Annotated in this window: 2 protein-coding genes; both read left to right on the top strand. The window is 48.6% G+C overall.

Annotated features, from left to right (window positions below; genetic code table 11):
• On the top strand, positions 1–179 hold a 179-nt coding region (locus A3738_RS27350), incomplete at its 5' end, for a uracil phosphoribosyltransferase (RefSeq protein ID WP_304440138.1).
• Positions 180–219: 40 nt separating this feature from the next.
• On the top strand, positions 220–800 hold a 581-nt coding region (locus A3738_RS27345), incomplete at its 3' end, for a solute carrier family 23 protein (RefSeq protein ID WP_304440137.1).

Here is an 800-nt window from a genome sequence, read left to right as displayed (position 1 = left end):
GCTGTAAAAAAATCATTGGTTTGTTTTTAGTTGCAGCGCCCGAGGGCATTGAAAAAGTTCTAGCTGCACACCCTGACATGGAAATTTATACCGCCGCTGTCGACGAAAAGCTAAACGACAAAGGATATATATTACCCGGGCTTGGCGATGCAGGAGACAAGATCTTCGGGACCCAGTAGCAACAACTCACCCTAAACATAGCGAAAAGGAAGATTCACGATGTCAGATGAAAATGCATTCAGCCCAAAGACTGCGCTAATTGGCGCACAAATGCTGTTCGTTGCCTTCGGCGCCCTCGTTCTTGTCCCCTTACTTACAGGGTTAGATAGTAACGTTGCTCTATTTACTGCGGGTGTTGGCACGCTCATCTTTCAACTTATAACTAAGCGCAGCATTCCGATTTTTCTCGCTTCCAGCTTTGCCTTTATCGGCCCTATTATTTATGGCATCCAGACATGGGGCATAGCCTCAACGATGGGCGGACTAATGGCCGCAGGTTGCGTATATATTTTGCTCTCGGGCATTGTTGCGTGGCGCGGAACCGAGATCATCGAACGCGTCTTGCCGCCGATTGTTGTCGGCCCGGTTATCGTTGTAATTGGTTTAAGCCTTGCACCAGTCGCTGTGAATATGGCACTCGGTAAAACGGGTGACGGTTCAGCAGAGCTAGTCAACCAGAACACTGCCATTCTTATCTCAATGAGCGCATTGCTTGTTACCGCCATTGCATCTCTTCTAGGCAGCGGCATTATTCGCTTAATCCCTATACTTCTTGGAGTCTCTGTCGGCTATGTCGTCGC

The organism is Oleiphilus sp. HI0066 (assembly GCF_001635725.1).
The sequence above is the reverse complement of the archived record's forward strand: the minus strand, read 5'-3'. Positions and strand labels throughout refer to the sequence as shown.